Below are 820 nucleotides of genomic sequence, written 5' to 3'. Positions count from 1 at the left end.
CGTTCTCATCCTGATTGACGCTGGATTCTCAGCCTGTTTGTCGCGCGGCACCTTCGTCGGCGATCAGACAATCGTCGCCCTTGCCACCAAACAGCTTGTCATTGCCTTCGCCACCCAGCAGCGTGTCGCTGCCGCCTCCGGCCTGGCCGCGGTCGCCATGAAGCACGTCATTGCCATCGTTACCATACAGGAAGTCGTCGCCGTCGCCGCCGTCGAGCATGTCATTGCCCTTGCCGCCGTCAAGGACATCGTCGCCCTTGTCGCCGAACAGCCTGTCCTTGCCGTCGCCGCCATCCATGCAGTCGTCGCCGTGGCCGCCGTACATCACGTCGTTGCCTTTGTCGCCCGCCATGATGTCGTCGCCGCTGTTGCCGTAAAGCGTGTCGTCGCCGTCGTTGCCGCGGATGTGGTCGGCACCGCTGCCACCGTAGATGACATCGTCACCATCGTTGCCGGCAAGGGTATCGTTGCCCTCGTCGCCATAGATGAGGTCATCGCCAGCATCGCCGGTCACGATATCGTCGTCCTGACCGCCATAGATGGTGTCGTTGCCGTCGCCACCCGAGATGGTGTCACTTGCATGGCCCTGAGCATAGTCGCCATCGGCGTTGTCGCCCCAGATCATGTCGTCGCCAGCGCCGCCCGAGATGCAGTCGGCATTGTCGTTGCCTTCGATCCGGTCGTCGCCGTTGCCACCAAAGATGGTGTCATCGCCGGCACCGCCCTGGATGTTGTCATCCCCGCCGTCACCGGAGATTGTCAATCTGCATTCAAAACTGACCCATCGTGATCATTTAAAAATGACCCACCCGGGGGGTAG

1 protein-coding gene is annotated in these 820 nt (G+C 61.6%); it reads right to left on the bottom strand.

What is annotated here, in order from left to right:
- Nucleotides 1-28: 28 nt before the first annotated feature.
- Complete coding sequence (locus ACFTOW_RS13275) at nucleotides 29-763, bottom strand: calcium-binding protein (RefSeq protein ID WP_379916499.1); 735 nt, start codon at nucleotides 761-763, stop codon at nucleotides 29-31.
- Nucleotides 764-820 lie beyond the last annotated feature (57 nt).

Origin of the sequence: Lacimonas salitolerans (assembly GCF_042677865.1) — a bacterium.
Classification (GTDB): domain Bacteria; phylum Pseudomonadota; class Alphaproteobacteria; order Rhodobacterales; family Rhodobacteraceae; genus Lutimaribacter; species Lutimaribacter salitolerans.
The sequence above is the reverse complement of the archived record's forward strand: the minus strand, read 5'-3'. Positions and strand labels throughout refer to the sequence as shown.